Origin of the sequence: Pseudomonas rhodesiae, from assembly GCF_013285305.1 — a bacterium.
GTDB classification, from domain to species: Bacteria; Pseudomonadota; Gammaproteobacteria; order Pseudomonadales; family Pseudomonadaceae; genus Aquipseudomonas; species Aquipseudomonas rhodesiae.
Genome location: NZ_CP054205.1, coordinates 618,927 through 633,532 on the forward strand (window position 1 = coordinate 618,927; position 14,606 = coordinate 633,532).

Annotated in this window: 11 protein-coding genes; 10 read left to right on the plus strand and 1 reads right to left on the minus strand. The window is 62.0% G+C overall.

Annotation, left to right across the window (positions count from 1 at the left end; translation table 11 throughout):
- The first annotated feature begins 109 nt into the window (after positions 1 to 109).
- The 5 genes from HRH33_RS02670 to HRH33_RS02690 all read left to right on the plus strand — a co-directional run bounded on the left by HRH33_RS02670 (position 110) and on the right by HRH33_RS02690 (position 7,159).
- Positions 110 to 3,667, plus strand: coding sequence for a DUF2339 domain-containing protein (locus HRH33_RS02670; protein WP_167416727.1), 3,558 nt, complete (start codon positions 110 to 112; stop codon positions 3,665 to 3,667).
- Complete coding sequence (locus HRH33_RS02675) at positions 3,667 to 5,019, plus strand: DUF3999 domain-containing protein (RefSeq protein ID WP_167416832.1); 1,353 nt, start codon at positions 3,667 to 3,669, stop codon at positions 5,017 to 5,019. The genes HRH33_RS02670 and HRH33_RS02675 overlap by 1 nt, the downstream gene beginning before the upstream one ends.
- A 97-nt stretch (positions 5,020 to 5,116) precedes the next feature.
- Positions 5,117 to 6,127 carry a class 1 fructose-bisphosphatase gene (locus HRH33_RS02680; protein WP_034095457.1) on the plus strand — a complete coding sequence of 337 codons (1,011 nt, stop codon included), beginning with the start codon at positions 5,117 to 5,119 and terminating at the stop codon, positions 6,125 to 6,127.
- A gap of 177 nt (positions 6,128 to 6,304) precedes the next feature.
- Positions 6,305 to 6,559 (plus strand): lipoprotein, encoded by a 255-nt coding sequence (locus HRH33_RS02685; protein WP_034095458.1) that lies wholly within the window; start codon positions 6,305 to 6,307, stop codon positions 6,557 to 6,559.
- 30 nt (positions 6,560 to 6,589) lie between these two features.
- Positions 6,590 to 7,159 carry a lipocalin family protein gene (locus tag HRH33_RS02690; protein WP_034095459.1) on the plus strand — a complete coding sequence of 190 codons (570 nt, stop codon included), beginning with the start codon at positions 6,590 to 6,592 and terminating at the stop codon, positions 7,157 to 7,159.
- A 64-nt stretch (positions 7,160 to 7,223) separates the two neighbouring features.
- On the opposite strand, the gene HRH33_RS02695 is transcribed toward HRH33_RS02690, so the two are convergent.
- Positions 7,224 to 8,588, minus strand: a complete 1,365-nt coding sequence (locus HRH33_RS02695; protein ID WP_167416728.1) for a formimidoylglutamate deiminase — start codon at positions 8,586 to 8,588, stop codon at positions 7,224 to 7,226.
- Positions 8,589 to 8,735: 147 nt separating this feature from the next.
- Here HRH33_RS02695 and hutC point away from each other — a divergent pair, with 147 nt between their 5' ends.
- The 5 genes from hutC to HRH33_RS02720 all read left to right on the plus strand — a co-directional run bounded on the left by hutC (position 8,736) and on the right by HRH33_RS02720 (position 14,597).
- On the plus strand, positions 8,736 to 9,446 hold the full coding sequence (hutC, locus tag HRH33_RS02700; RefSeq protein WP_371263978.1) for a histidine utilization transcriptional repressor HutC: 711 nt from the start codon (positions 8,736 to 8,738) through the stop codon (positions 9,444 to 9,446).
- On the plus strand, positions 9,443 to 10,003 hold the full coding sequence (locus HRH33_RS02705) for a HutD/Ves family protein (protein WP_034095462.1): 561 nt from the start codon (positions 9,443 to 9,445) through the stop codon (positions 10,001 to 10,003). The genes hutC and HRH33_RS02705 overlap by 4 nt, the downstream gene beginning before the upstream one ends.
- A gap of 342 nt (positions 10,004 to 10,345) precedes the next feature.
- Positions 10,346 to 12,016, plus strand: a complete 1,671-nt coding sequence (gene hutU, locus HRH33_RS02710) for a urocanate hydratase (RefSeq protein ID WP_034111390.1) — start codon at positions 10,346 to 10,348, stop codon at positions 12,014 to 12,016.
- A gap of 80 nt (positions 12,017 to 12,096) precedes the next feature.
- On the plus strand, positions 12,097 to 13,560 hold the full coding sequence (locus tag HRH33_RS02715; protein ID WP_040265738.1) for a purine-cytosine permease family protein: 1,464 nt from the start codon (positions 12,097 to 12,099) through the stop codon (positions 13,558 to 13,560).
- Positions 13,561 to 13,628: 68 nt separating this feature from the next.
- Positions 13,629 to 14,597, plus strand: a complete 969-nt coding sequence (locus HRH33_RS02720; protein ID WP_167416729.1) for an ABC transporter substrate-binding protein — start codon at positions 13,629 to 13,631, stop codon at positions 14,595 to 14,597.
- The last annotated feature ends 9 nt before the right edge of the window (positions 14,598 to 14,606 follow it).

The window sequence follows — 14,606 nt, forward strand, 5'->3', positions numbered from 1 at the left end:
GTCAGTTTGCAGATCTGTGGACTGGTACACCGCTATTGGGGGTAAGCCCCCTGCCACATTGGTTGCGCGTCGATATACTGAGCGCCGGTTTGCTTAGGGAATATCGTTCATGCAATGGATTTTCATGCTGATAGGGCTGGTGCTCGGCTGGACGCTCGATGAGTCGTTCTATGATGCGGGCATCGGTGCGCTGTTGGGGTTGGGCATTGGCCAGGCGATCCGCCTGTCGATGCTGTCGTCCCAGGCGGACCAACAGGCTCGTCAGCTGGAGGCCGCGCAAAAAGCTCTGAGCGCCGTCGAGCAGCGTCTGGCGCAGTTGGAAAGACCCGCGCGACAACCTGATCCCACACCTGCGCCGCCGGTATTTGTCGAAACGCCTGTGGCCGAAGCTCCCCAAGCCGTACCGCCACCCAAGGCAGTCGAACTGGTTTGGGAATTACCGCCTGAACTGGCCCCGGTGGCCGTCACCAAGCAAGCCAGCCAGCCGTTGCCCGCCGACGTGTGGGCACCGGCCCCTACACCTGCGCCTGCACCGCTCCCCAAAGAACCGGTCGTACCCCGTGGCCCCACCCTGATCGAGCGCGCTCTCGGCGGCGCGCGGGATTGGCTGTTTGGCGGCAATACCGTGCTGCGCGTCGGGGTGGTGCTGTTGTTTCTCGGCCTGGCGTTCCTGCTGCGCTATGCCACCGAAGGCATGGTGGTGCCGATCGAAGTGCGTTACGCCGGTGTGGCGGCGGCGGCCATCGGCCTGCTGGGTTTGGGCTGGTGGTTGCGACTGCGCAACAGCAACTATGGGTTGATGCTGCAAGGCACCGGGATTGCGGTGCTGTACCTCACGGTGTTCGCCGCGATGCGCCTGCATCCGCTGATCGATCCGAGTGCGGCGCTGGGTCTGTTGGTGGCGGTGACGGTGTTCTCGGCGATCCTGGCGATTACCCAGGACGCGCTGGGGTTGGCCTGCGCAGCGGCGCTTGGCGGGTTCGCCGCGCCGATTCTGACCTCTACCGGTTCAGGCAACCATGTGGCGTTGTTCAGTTACTTTGCCTTGCTCAACACTGGCATCCTCGCCATCGCCTGGTTCAAGGCCTGGCGCTTGCTCAACCTGATCGGTTTTGTCGGCACCTTCGGCATTGGCTTTGCCTGGGGCTTGCGTTCCTACACCCCGGAATTGCTGTGGAGCACCGAACCGTTTCTGGTGTTGTTCTTCCTGATGTACCTGGCCATCGGCCTGTTGTTTGCGCGCCGCAAATTGCTGCAGATGCGCGACGCGCCGCAAGACGATAGCCGTGGCGCACTGTTGCGCTGGTCGGCGGCCAAAGGTGATTACGTCGATGGCAGTATGCTGTTCGGCCCGCCGCTGGTGGGCTTTGGCTTGCAATTCGCGTTGGTGCAGCACTTGGAATTCGCGGCGGCGTTCAGCGCGTTGGGCCTGGGCATCATCTATATGGGCTTGGCCCGAGTGCTCAGCAGCGGGCGCGCCTTGCTGCTGGCGGAAACCTGTCTGGCCCTCGGTGTGATCTTCGCCAGCCTGGCTATTCCACTGGGGCTGGACGCACGCTGGACCGCTGCCGCCTGGGCCGTGGAAGGCGCCGGGATCTTCTGGCTGGGCTTGCGCCAGCAGCGGCCATTGGCGCGAGCATTTGGCCTACTGCTGCAATTGGGTTCGGCGCTGGCGTTCCTCAGCGAATTGCAGCTGGGCGAGCGTACCTTGCTGCAAGGCGCGCCACTGGGCGCACTGCTGCTGGGCGTGGCGTTGCTGTTCAGCTTCGACCAATTGCGCAAAGCCTCGGCCGAGCAGGCCGCAGAATGGGAGCGCAAGGGCCTGCCGCTACTGGCGAGCCTCGGTTTGAGCTGTCTGTACCTGCTGGCACCGTTGTTGTTGCTGACCCAAGGCACCGCGATCAGTTGGGCCATCGCCGGCCTGGCGACCCTATTTGTCGGCCTGCGCATCGGCTCGCGGACTTTCCTGTTTACTGCGTTCGCCGTGCAATTGTTGGGCGGCGCACTGTTCCTGCTGCGCCTGCGAAGCGGTGAAGGCGCTGCGGTGTTCGACGCCGGTTGGAGCGGTTTGCTGACCGCATCATTGATCGGCCTGGCCTTGATCGGCGGCATGTTGCTGGCAGTACGTGACGATACGGTGCGCGGCGATGTGCGGTTGTTGCGTGGGTTGTCGGTGGTGCTGCTCGCCGGCCTGGTATTGATCAACCTCGCGGTGCTGTTTGTGCTGCCTTGGGCCAGCGCCAGCGGCGTGTGGGCGGTCAGTGGTCTGTTGATCATCTGGCTGAGCCTGTACCTGCAACAACGCGTGAGTTTTGTGTTTGGGTTGTTGCTGCAACTGATCGGTGGCGGTTCGTTCCTGCTGTCGGTGCCGGCGCTGCTCGGGCCGTTGTCCGGTGAAGATCTGCGGCCATTGGGCCACAGCGGCTTCTGGACCCCGATGGTGCTGGGCCTGGCCGCGCTGGTCGGCGCTTGGCGCCTGCAACGTCAACCCCAAGCGCCCTTGTTTGCCGCCCTGAAGCTGCAACGTCTGTCCGACCTGTTGCTGGTGTGGGGCGCGGCCTGGTGGACCCTGGCGGTGAGCGGCGAGGTGCTGCGGTTTATTCCCGACGAACTGCAGGGCGCATTCTGGCTGGGAATCGCGGCGCTCAGCGTGGCGATCTGGAGTGTCTGTGCAACGCGCCTGCGCTGGGCTTCCCTGGGTATGCTATGCACCCTGCTGATGCCGGCGGCGGGCATGGTGCTGCTGGTGTCCGCCCATACCTATTACCACCCAGCGGCGCATTACGGCTGGCTGGCTTGGCTGGCGGTGTTTACCGTGCATTTCCTCTCGCTGCGGCGGTTGGCGCCAGTGGTGCCGGGCAAGGTGCTGAGCGTCGCCCATGTGCTGGGCTGCTGGATGCTGATCGGCGTGCTGGCCTTGGAGCTGCGTTACGGCCTGTTGAGTCTATCCAGCGAATACAACGCCTGGCGTTGGCTGGGTTGGGCGATTCTGCCGAGCCTGTACCTGGTGCTGGCCGCCACGCCGCGCCAATGGCCCTGGCCGGTGGCGGCGTATCCACGGGAATATCGTGTGCTGGCCGCGCTGCCGTTGGCGGTGCTGATGCTCGGTTGGTTCTGGCTGGCCAACACGTTCAGCGACGGCACGGCCGAGCCGCTGCCCTATATACCGTTGCTCAACCCGTTGGACTTGGGCCTGCTGTTCGCCTTGTTGGGTGTGTACCTGTTGTCGCGTAGTGTGGCGCCCCAGCGTGGGCCGCGGGCGCAGTTGATCGCACAGGGTGTGGCGGGGCTGTCGCTGTTTGCGTTCTTCACCGCGCTGGTGATGCGCACTGCACACCATTGGGGCGGCGTGCCGTTTCATCTGGATGCGCTGCTGGCGTCGATGCTGGTGCAGGCTAGCCTGTCGATCGTGTGGACGCTGATCGCCCTCGGCCTGATGATCGGCGGCCATCTGCGTCACCGTCGCGACGTGTGGCTGATCGGTGCGGCGCTGATTGCAGTGGTGGTCGCCAAGCTGTTCTTTGTCGAATTGAGCAACCGTGGCGGCCTGGCGCGGATCGTGTCGTTTATCGGTGTGGGCGGGTTGTTGCTGGTGGTGGGTTATTTCGCGCCGCTGCCGCCCAAGCGTGCCGAACCTGTGTTGGAAACGGAAGGAGCAAGCTCTTGATCGGTAAGTTGAGTGTGGCCTTGGCCGGCGTGTGTGTGGCGCTGTGTGTGGGGGCCCAGGAGGGCCCGGCTGATTTCACTACGCAGGTGCCACTGGCAGTCAGCGGCAACGGCCCCTGGTATCGCCTGGAATTGCCCTTGGCCGTGCAACTGAACGCGCGCCAGGCCGATCTTAGCGACGTGCGCGTGTTCAACGCCGCTGGTGAGCCCCAGGCGTATGCGTTGTCGCGCCAGACCGCCTCAAGCACGGAAAACCGCTCGGTCACCGACGTGAAGTGGTTCCCGCTGTACGCGGCCGATACCCGCGAAACCTTGCCCGGCGTGGTGATGAAAACCACCACCGAAGGCACCCTGGTGGAAATCAAACCGTCCTCGGTCGCCAAGCCCGGTACGCAGGTGTTGCGTGGCTGGGTGCTGGATGCCAGTGCGATCAAGGCGCCGTTGCAGCAGTTGAACCTCGACTGGAGCCGTGAGCAGGAAGGCTTCCAGCGCTTCACTATCGAAGCCAGCGATGATTTGCAGCACTGGGAATCCTGGGGCGATGGGCAAGTGGCGCGATTGTCGTTCGCCGACGAGCGGGTCGAGCAGCATGATGTCAGCCTGCCCGGGCAATCGGCGCGTTACCTGCGCCTGCTGTGGCAGGGCCAGGCCGCGCCACTGCTGACTTCGGCCAAGCTGGTGAGCGCCACCCGCAGCAGCCTGCCGCAGCCGTTGGTGTGGTCGCCGCCGCTGGCGGGCACGCGGCTGGGGGCCGGTGAATACAGTTGGCAACTGCCCACGGGCCTGAGTGCCGAGCGTGTGCGCATCGAATTGTCGCAGCCCAACACCCTTGCGCCGGTGAGTGTGTCGGGGCGCCGTGACAACAAGCAGACCTGGCAACCACTGAGTTCGGGCCTGCTGTACCGCCTGACCCAGAATGGCCAGGACGTGGTGCAGGATGAGTTGGCATTGCCGGGCCAGGTGCTGAACCAGATCCGCTTGCAGGTCGACGAACGCGGCGGCGGCCTGGGCGCCGAAGCGCCGGCCTTGCGCTTTGCGGTGCGTGCCACGCAAGTGGTGTTCCTGGCGCGGGGCGAACCGCCGTTCACCCTGGCGTTGGGCAATGCCACGGTGAAGGCGGCGAACTTGCCGTTGTCCACGCTGATTCCTGACTACAGCGCCGAGCGTCTCAAGTCCCTGGGGCAAGCCAAGGTGGTGGGGGCGGCAGTGGTCAAGGCGCCTGCCATCACCGTGGCGCCAAAGGAGGGGCGCGACTGGAAGAAACTCGGTTTGTGGGCCGTGCTGCTGCTGGGCGTGGCGGCGCTGGGGGCCATGGCCTACAGTTTGTTGCGCAAACCGCAGGGCCAGCCGTGAACTCTATTGGGGTTAAATCCTCTGATGAGAGGAAATTAGCCCCGACTCGCGCTAAACTGCGCGGGTTTTTAAGCCCCCCCATTCATCGGAGCCTTCCATGTCCCGCGTTACCTTGAGTCGCTATTTGATCGAGCAGACCCGCAGCAACAACACGCCTGCCGATCTGCGCTTCCTTATCGAAGTGGTGGCGCGTGCTTGCAAGGAAATCAGCCACGCCGTGTCCAAAGGCGCACTGGGCGGTGTCCTGGGCAGCATGGGCACTGAAAACGTGCAGGGCGAGGTGCAGAAGAAACTCGACGTGCTGTCCAACGAGATTCTGCTTGAAGCCAACGAATGGGGCGGTCACCTGGCCGGCATGGCGTCCGAAGAAATGGACAATGCCTACCAGATTCCCGGCAAATACCCGAAAGGCGCCTACCTGCTGGTGTTCGACCCACTGGATGGCTCCTCCAACATCGACATCAACGCGCCGGTTGGCACCATCTTCTCGGTGCTGCGTTGCCCGAACGAATACCTGAGCCAGAACGAAGCGCTGAACGAAAAAGCCTTCCTGCAGCCAGGCACCGAGCAGGTTGCCGCCGGTTACGCGATCTACGGCCCCCAGACCATGCTGGTACTGACCCTGGGCGATGGCGTCAAAGGCTTCACCCTGGACCGTGAAATGGGCAGCTTCGTGTTGACCCACGAGGACATCTCGATCCCTGCGTCCACCCAGGAATTTGCGATCAACATGTCCAACCAGCGCCACTGGGAAGCCCCGGTACAGCGCTATGTCAGCGAGTTGATGGAAGGCGAAGAAGGCCCGTTGAAAAAGAACTTCAACATGCGCTGGGTCGCGGCGATGGTGGCCGACGTGCACCGTATCCTCACCCGTGGCGGTCTGTTCATGTACCCACGCGACAGCCGCGAGCCGTCCAAGCCGGGCAAACTGCGCCTGATGTACGAAGCCAACCCGATGTCGTTCCTGGTCGAGCAGGCGGGCGGTGCGTCTACCGACGGCCACCAGCGCATTCTCGACATCCAACCCGAGGGCCTGCACCAGCGTGTGGCGGTGTTCCTGGGTTCGAAGGAAGAGGTTGAGCGCGTAACGGCCTACCACAAGCAGTAACCTGCTGCGACCGGTAACCGGTGTGGTTGTGAGCCGGTTCACCCTTAAAGAAGCCCCGAAACGTTTCAGCGTTTTCGGGGCTTTTTTTGTTTTCGTCCGTCGGGAACCAGACACCTCTTTTCCCTTCTAAGCTTCTGGCAGATACCCAAGCCGCTTCGCCCCTCCAGGAGTTTCCCCATGTCGTTACGCCGTCTCGCCCTGCTGACTTTTTGTGTTGTGTTGGCCGCTTGCAGCAAGGTCAACCAAGAGAACTACGCAAAGCTGTCGGCCGGGATGCCAAAGGCCGAGGTGGAGTCGCTATTGGGTAAGCCAACGGATTGTTCCGGCGCACTGGGCATGTCCAGCTGCACCTGGGGCGATAAAAACAGCTTTATCAGCGTTCAATATGCCGGTGACAAGGTTCTGATGTTTTCCGGGCAAGGCCTGAAGTAAACCGGGGCGAGAGCCTACGGGAGAAGAAGAATGATGCGTTTTGTTTTGTTTCTTTGTGCCAGCCTGTTTTTGGCGGGCTGCGCCAGTCATTCTGGCGATGATCTGCAACCCAAGACCGCGAGCAACGTCAACCTGCATCGCTACCAGGGCACCTGGTATGAGCTGGCTCGCTTGCCGATGTACTTCCAGCGCAACTGCGCACAATCTGAAGCCCGCTACACCTTGCTGCCTGATGGTGACATGTCGGTGTTCAACCGTTGCCTGACCAACGAGTGGAAGTGGGAAGAAGCCCGAGGCACGGCCACGCCGCAAGTGCCGGGCAAGACCGACAAGCTTTGGGTCGAATTCAATAACTGGTTCACCGCGCTGTTACCGGGCGTCGCCAAGGGCGATTACTGGGTGTTGTACGTCAGCGATGACTACAAGACCGCCATCGTCGGCAGCCCAAGCCGTCGCTATATGTGGATTCTCTCGCGCACGCCGACGGTGAATGCCGACACCCGCGAAGACCTGCTGAGCAGGGCGCGTCAGCAAGGGTATGACACCACCCGATTGATCTGGCGTACGCCGGACAAGCAGATGGCCAAGAGTTCGCAGTAACCCTGGATCGCTACAGAATGTGGGAGGGGTCAAGCCCTCTCCCACATTGGTTATGGGCTAACTGTTAGCCCAACAAATCCTTCAGGACTTGCGTGAATGCACGGCGGCTATCTTCCTCCCCGGCATGCCGCCCATCGCGCACCACCCACTGGCCGTTGACCAGCACATCGCGCACCTGGCGATCACCACCGGCAAATAACCAGCGATTGAGAATGCCATCCTCTGTGGCGGTTGCCAGGTACGGATCATTGCCGTCCAGCACGATCCAGTCCGCGCGTTTACCCACTTCCAACCGGCCTATCGGCTGTCCCAGCGCCTGGGCGCCACCGTCCAGTGCCGCATCGAATAAAGTGCGTCCAACCATCGGCTGATCGCTGCGATACAAGCGGTTGCGTCGCTGATCGCGTAGACGCTGGCCGTATTCCAGCCAACGCAGCTCTTCGACCACACTCAACGACACATGGCTGTCGGAGCCAATCCCCAGGCGCCCGCCCTGTGCAAGAAAATCCACCGCCGGGAAAATCCCATCGCCCAGGTTCGCTTCGGTGGTCAGGCACAGGCCGGCAATCGCGCGGCTCTTGGCCATGCGTGTAACTTCATCCGCGTCGGCGTGAGTGGCGTGCACCAGGCACCAGCGCTCATCAACTTCAACATGGTCATACAGCCATTGCAGCGGGCGCTTGCCGCTCCAGGCCAGGCAGTCGTCGACTTCCTTTTGTTGCTCGGCGATGTGGATATGCACCGGGCATGCCTTGTCGCTGGCGGCCAGAACTTCATTGATCTGTTGTGGCGTGACGGCGCGCAAGGAGTGAAAGCACAAGCCCAAATGCTGCGCCGGTTGTGCCGTCAGGATCGGTTGCAGTCGCGCTTGCAGATCCAGGTAGTTTTCCGTGCTGTTGATAAAGCGCCGCTGCCCGTCATTCGGCGCCTGCCCGCCAAATCCGGAATGGCTGTAGAGCACCGGTAGCAAGGTCAAGCCGATGCCGCTGGCGGCGGCCGCCTGGCTGATTTGTCGCGACAGTTCCGTGGGGTCGGCATAGGGCTGGCCCTGGGTGTCGTGATGCACGTAGTGAAATTCGGCGACTGAGGTGTAACCCGCTTTGAGCATTTCGATATACAGCTGAAGTGCGATCACCTGGAGTTGCTCCGGGTTGATCCTGCCGACCATGCGGTACATCAGGTCGCGCCAGGTCCAGAAACTGTCGTTCGGGTTGCCGGCCACTTCCGCCAGGCCCGCCATGGCGCGTTGGAACGCGTGGGAATGCAGGTTGGGCATACCCGCCAACACCGGGCCTCTTAGCCGTTCGGCATGGTCTGCACTGGCATTGGACTCAACATGGGTCAACAGGCCGTCGGCGCTGACCTCAAGACGTACATTGTTGGCCCATCCACTAGGCAGCAGCGCGCGTTCGGCGAAGAAAGCGGACATGATTAGAGCACCCCGGTCGTGTGTTTATTTGTATATACATATACAGACGTTTGCCTGCTCGGTAAACTCCGGCAATCTATGCATCTTTTCCTACTGCAAGGATCCCCCGTGCCGACTCCGCCCGCCAACTCTTCGCTGGCTGCCCACATGGACGAAAGTCCGGCGCCCTTGTATGCCCGCGTCAAACACATGATCAGCCAGCAAATCCTCAACGGTAACTGGCCGCCTCACTATCGCGTGCCATCGGAAAGCGAGCTGGTCAGCCAATTGGGCTTCAGCCGCATGACCATCAACCGCGCGCTGCGCGAGCTGACCGCCGAAGGTCTGCTGGTGCGCATGCAGGGCGTCGGCACCTTCGTCGCCGAGCCGAAAAGCCAGTCGGCGCTGTTCGAAGTGCACAACATCGCCGATGAAATCGCCTCCCGTGGCCACCGGCATACCTGCCAAGTCATTACCCTGGGCGAGGAGGCCGCCGGTTCCGAGCGCGCCGTCGCCCTGGAAATGCGCGAAGGCGGGCGGGTCTTTCATTCGTTGATCGTGCATTACGAAAACGACATACCCGTGCAAATCGAAGACCGTTTCGTCAACGCCCTGGTCGCACCGCAATACCTGCAACAGGATTTCACCCTGCAAACCCCCTACGCGTACCTCAACCAGGTAGCGCCGCTGACCGAAGGCGAGCATGTGGTGGAAGCCATTCTTGCCGACGCTTCTGAATGCCAGCTGCTGCAGATTGAACCCAGCGAACCGTGCCTGTTGATTCGTCGTCGCACTTGGTCAGGCCGCCAACCGGTGACCGCCGCACGCTTGATCCACCCCGGTTCCCGTCACAGCCTGGAAGGACGTTTCAGCAAATGAGTGCAGTAAAAGTCTGGCGCGCCACCGAATACGTGCGCATGCCGTGGAAGAACGGCGGCGGCAGCACCGAAGAAATCGCCCGCGATGCTGGCGAGGGCCTGGAAGGCTTCGGCTGGCGCCTGTCGATTGCCGATATCGGCGAGTCGGGCGGGTTTTCCACCTTTGCCGGTTACCAGCGTGTGATCACCGTGATCAAAGGCGCAGGCATGGTGCTGACAGTGGATGGTGAGGAGCAGCGCGGGTTGTTACCGTTGCAACCGTTCGCCTTCAAGGGCGACAGCCAGGTTTCATGCCGCTTGATTACCGGGCCGATCCGCGACTTCAACCTGATCTACTCGCCCCAGCGTTACCATGCACGGTTGCAGTGGGTGGATGGTGTGCAGCACTTCTTCAGTACTGCGCAAACCGTGCTGGTGTTCAGTGTTGCGGATGAAGTGAAGGTGCTGGACCAGGTGTTGGGCCATCACGACTGCCTGCAAGTGGACGGTAACAGCGGCCTGCTGGATATTTCCGTCACGGGTCGCTGTTGCATCATCGAACTGACCCCGCGCGGTTAAACATGTGGGAGGGGGCAAGCCCCTCCCATATTTGTTTCTCAATGTTCTTGCGATCTGTTTCCAGGCCTCGCACCAATTTGTTACCGAACGCCCCAGCGTGGCGCAAAACCCCGCTGTCTTGCCTCACCTCCCTCGCAATAAAACGTCGTCGTAAGAAATTTCATCATGCCTTGAAGCCTTAATTTCCAAGGCTCTCACGCGCTTTCAAAAAATAACCAAACACCTCGCTCGGAAAGTTGGCCGCTTGATTGCATATGCTTGTATGTACAAGTAAAGATGTGTGCGTAAGACCCTGCCTTGCACCATCCCTGTTCGCGCATCGATCGCCGAGGAGTTTGAGTTGTGACCAAGCCTACAAAATACCGTGACGTTGAAATCCGCGCCGCCCGCGGTAACAAGCTCACCGCCAAAAGCTGGCTGACCGAAGCGCCGCTGCGCATGCTGATGAACAACCTCGACCCGCAAGTGGCCGAGAACCCGAAAGAGCTGGTGGTGTACGGCGGTATCGGCCGTGCCGCGCGCAACTGGGAGTGCTACGACCAGATCGTCGAGAGCCTTACCCACCTGAACGACGACGAGACCCTGCTGGTGCAATCCGGCAAGCCGGTCGGCGTGTTCAAGACCCACAGCAACGCCCCGCGCGTGCTGATCGCCAACTCCAACCTGGTACCGCACTGGGCCAGTTGGGAACACTTCAATGAGCTGGATGCCAAGGGCCTGGCCATGTACGGCCAGATGACCGCCGGCAGCTGGATCTATATCGGCAGCCAGGGCATCGTCCAGGGCACGTACGAAACCTTCGTCGAGGCCGGTCGCCAGCATTACGACAGCAATCTCAAAGGCCGTTGGGTGCTCACCGCCGGTCTCGGCGGCATGGGCGGCGCGCAGCCGCTGGCCGCGACCCTGGCCGGTGCTTGCTCGCTGAACATCGAGTGCCAGCAGGTCAGCATCGATTTCCGCCTGAACAGCCGTTACGTCGACGAGCAAGCCACCGACCTCGACGACGCGCTGGCCCGCATCGCCAAGTACACCCAGGAAGGCAAGGCCATCTCCATCGCGCTGCTGGGTAACGCAGCGGAAATCCTGCCGGAACTGGTCAAGCGCGGCGTGCGCCCGGACATGGTCACCGACCAGACCAGCGCCCACGACCCGCTCAATGGCTACTTGCCTGCCGGCTGGACCTGGGACGAATACCGCGCCCGCGCCAAGACCGAACCCGCCGCCGTGATCAAAGCCGCCAAGCAGTCGATGGCCGTGCACGTCAAAGCCATGCTGGAATTCCAGAAGCAAGGCATCCCAACCTTCGACTACGGCAACAACATCCGTCAGATGGCCCAGGAAGAGGGCGTCGAAAACGCGTTCGACTTCCCAGGTTTCGTACCGGCCTACATCCGCCCGCTGTTCTGCCGTGGCATTGGCCCATTCCGCTGGGCGGCGCTGTCGGGCGACCCGCAGGACATCTACAAAACCGACGCCAAAGTCAAAGAGCTGATCCCCGACGACGCGCACCTGCACAACTGGCTGGACATGGCCCGCGAGCGCATCAGTTTCCAGGGCCTGCCGGCGCGTATCTGCTGGGTTGGCCTGGGCCAGCGTGCCAAGCTCGGCCTGGCATTCAACGAAATGGTGCGCAGCGGTGAGTTGTCGGCACCGGTGGTGATCGGTCGCGACCACCTGGACTCCGGCTCGGTGGCCAGCCCGAACCGTGAAACCGAATCCATGCAGGACGGCTCCGACGCCGTGTCTGACTGGCCGCTGCTCAACGCCTTGCTCAACACCGCCAGCGGCGCCACCTGGGTTTCGCTGCACCACGGCGGCGGCGTCGGCATGGGCTTCTCCCAGCATTCGGGCATGGTGATCGTCTGCGACGGCACCGATGAAGCGGCCGAGCGCATCGCCCGCGTGCTGCATAACGACCCGGCCACCGGGGTGATGCGCCACGCGGACGCCGGTTACCAGATTGCTATCGATTGCGCCAAAGAGCAGGGCCTCAATCTTCCGATGATCAAGTAACCCAATGTGGGAGGGGCCAAGTCCTCTCCCACCGTTGATCGGCAGCGAACCCAAGACAATCCATCAGAGGTTGAAAGTAAATGGCTGACACGCGTGCAACCACCCCGTTGATCGAAAAGCGTTCGATCGATTACATCCCGGAAGCGGAAAGACACGGTCGTCTCTTGAGCCAGTTCACCTTGTGGATGGGCGCCAACCTGCAGATCACCGCCATCGTCACCGGGGCCCTGGCCGTGGTGTTGGGCGGCGATGTGTTCTGGTCGTTGATCGGTCTGCTGGTCGGCCAACTGCTGGGCGGTGGCGTGATGGCGTTGCACGCGGCGCAAGGCCCCAAGCTGGGGCTGCCGCAGATGATCTCCAGCCGGGTGCAGTTCGGTGTCTACGGTGCGGCCATTCCGATCGTGCTGGTGTGCCTGATGTACCTGGGCTTCACCGCCACCGGCACGGTGCTGTCCGGGCAGGCGCTAGGCCAGCTGTTCGGGGTCAGCGACAGCGTCGGCATTCTGATCTTCGCCAGCGTCATTGTGCTGGTCACTGTGCTCGGCTACCGCGTGATCCACTTTATCGGGCGCGTGGCCAGTGTCATGGGGGTGATCGCCTTCGTGTACCTGTTCAGCCGTTTGATGAGCCAGACCGACGTGGGCGCGCTTCTGCAGATTCGCCACTTCAGTTGGAGCAGCTTCTTGCTCGCGGTGTCCCTGGCCGCGTCCTGGCAGATCGCGTTCGGCCCGTACGTGGCGGACTATTCGCGCTACTTGCCAAGTCGAACGTCGTCGGTGAAGACCTTCTTTGCCGCCGGTGCCGGTTCGGTGATCGGCGCCCAGGTGGCAATGGTTCTGGGCGTGTTCGCTGCTGCGTCGGCCAACGGTCAGTTCGCCGGCCATGAAGTGGCCTATATCGTCGGCCTGAGCGGCACCGGCGCCACGGCGGCGCTGCTGTACTTCAGCATCGCGTTCGGCAAGGTGACCATCTCCACCTTGAACTCCTACGGCAGCTTTATGTGCATCGCCACCATCATCAGCGGCTTTCGCGGCCACCTGCGGGTTACGCACTGGCAGCGCCTGGCCTTTGTGCTGGCGATTGTCGGCGCGGCGACCTTGATCGCCTTGCTCGGCCAGCACTCGTTCCTGGGGGCGTTCAAGTCATTCATCCTGTTCCTGCTGGCGTTCTTCACGCCCTGGAGCGCGGTGAATCTGGTGGACTACTACTGCATCACCCGTGAGCGCTATGACGTGCCAGCCTTGGCGGACCCGAATGGCCGTTACGGTCGCTGGAACCTGTTGGGGATCAGCGTCTATGTGTTCGGTGTGTTGGTGCAACTGCCGTTTATCTCCACCAAGTTCTACACCGGCCCGCTGGTGGATGTGCTCGGTGGCGTGGATATTTCTTGGATCATCGGCCTGGTCGTGCCGGGCGCGCTGTACTACCTGTGCGCGAAAAAATGGCACGCCGCCGTGCCCGATCACCTGATTCTGCCGCCTGAGCAGAGCAGCGTTGTACAACCTAAAACAAGCGGGACCGGTCGCGCTGCGGCGCAGGCCTGACTGGACGTGGACAGGGCTGGATGCCTCTTGACTGCCGTAAGCCCATTCATGATTAGGAGCGTCACACAATGAAATCGAACAAGACCCTGCTGACCACCGTGATTTCCCTGGGCCTGCTGGCCAGCGCCGGCGCCACCCAGGCGGCCGGTTGGTGCGAGTCCGGCAAACCGGTGAAATTCGCCGGCCTGAACTGGGAAAGCGGCATGCTGCTAACCGATATCCTGCAAACCGTGCTGGAAAAAGGCTACGACTGCAAAACCGATAGCCTGCCGGGTAACTCCATCACCATGGAAAATGCCCTGAGCAGCAACGATATCCAGGTGTTCGCCGAAGAGTGGGTCGGCCGCAGCGAAGTGTGGAACAAGGCCGAGAAGGCCGGCAAAGTGGTTGGCGTCGGTGCTCCGGTGGTGGGGGCTGTCGAAGGCTGGTACGTGCCGCGCTATGTGGTCGACGGCGACGCCAAGCGCAAGCTGGAAGCCAAGGCGCCGGGCCTGAAAAACATCGCTGACCTGGGCCAGTACGCCGCCGTGTTCAAGGACCCGGAAGAACCGTCCAAAGGCCGTTTCTACAACTGCCCGGCCGGTTGGACCTGCGAGCTGGACAACAGCGAAATGCTCAAGAGCTACGGCCTGGAAAGTTCCTACACCAACTTCCGCCCAGGCACCGGCCCGGCGTTGGACGCGGCAGTGCTGTCGAGCTACAAGCGCGGCGAGCCGATCCTGTTCTACTACTGGTCGCCGACGCCGCTGATGGGCCAGGTCGACGTGGTGAAACTGGAAGAAAAACCCGGTGTGGATAAGAGCGTGAGTATCAAGGTGGGCCTGTCCAAGACCTTCCACGAGCAAGCGCCGGAACTGGTGGCCGTGCTGGAAAAGGTCAACCTGCCGATCGACCTGCTGAACCAGAACCTGGGCCGCATGGCCAAGGAGCGCATCGAGTCGCCGAAACTGGCGAAAATCTTCCTCAAGGAACACCCTGAAGTCTGGCACGCCTGGGTGAGCGACGAGGCTGCCAAGAAAATCGACGCGGCCTTGTAGGTCGAGCGT

Coding starts and splice junctions, on each gene's coding strand:
- HRH33_RS02670 (WP_167416727.1), top strand. CDS start 110: ATGCAATGGATTTTCATGCTGATAGGGCTGGTGCTCGGCTGGACGCTC.
- HRH33_RS02680 (WP_034095457.1), top strand. CDS start 5,117: ATGTCCCGCGTTACCTTGAGTCGCTATTTGATCGAGCAGACCCGCAGC.
- HRH33_RS02685 (WP_034095458.1), top strand. CDS start 6,305: ATGTCGTTACGCCGTCTCGCCCTGCTGACTTTTTGTGTTGTGTTGGCC.
- HRH33_RS02690 (WP_034095459.1), top strand. CDS start 6,590: ATGATGCGTTTTGTTTTGTTTCTTTGTGCCAGCCTGTTTTTGGCGGGC.
- HRH33_RS02695 (WP_167416728.1), bottom strand. CDS start 8,588: ATGTCCGCTTTCTTCGCCGAACGCGCGCTGCTGCCTAGTGGATGGGCC.
- hutC (WP_371263978.1), top strand. CDS start 8,736: ATGGACGAAAGTCCGGCGCCCTTGTATGCCCGCGTCAAACACATGATC.
- HRH33_RS02705 (WP_034095462.1), top strand. CDS start 9,443: ATGAGTGCAGTAAAAGTCTGGCGCGCCACCGAATACGTGCGCATGCCG.
- HRH33_RS02715 (WP_040265738.1), top strand. CDS start 12,097: ATGGCTGACACGCGTGCAACCACCCCGTTGATCGAAAAGCGTTCGATC.
- HRH33_RS02720 (WP_167416729.1), top strand. CDS start 13,629: ATGAAATCGAACAAGACCCTGCTGACCACCGTGATTTCCCTGGGCCTG.